General features: G+C 63.3%; 1 pseudogene. It reads right to left on the bottom strand.

Features of this window, described 5'->3' with window-relative positions:
• Positions 1–124: 124 nt before the first annotated feature.
• Positions 125–297 (bottom strand): annotated as a pseudogene (locus tag ACZYTC_RS34360) (MarR family transcriptional regulator); the annotation flags it as partial.

Here is a 297-nt window from a genome sequence, read left to right as displayed (position 1 = left end):
CATCAATGAAGCAGGCAGCCAGGGGCTGCAAGCACTTCGCCGCGGCTCGCGCCTCCAGTTACCGGTATCGTATCGCCCCTGCTGAAAATGGCTATCTGCTTGACGGAGCGATGCTCCAGGCCGCTCATCGTGGCAGATCCCGGCCGAGAGCAACCAGGATATCGCCGAGCTTCTCGACATAGAGCGCACCGTCCACCGTGCGCTGGATGATGACATTGCGCCGATCGAATTCATCGCGCCGGCGCGCCGTGAGCTGAAGCTTGGCCAGGCTGTCGAGGGCGCGGGTGATCACCGGCT

Source organism: Labrys sp. F242 (assembly GCF_057813875.1).
This window is presented reverse-complemented; position numbering and strand designations above follow the sequence as displayed.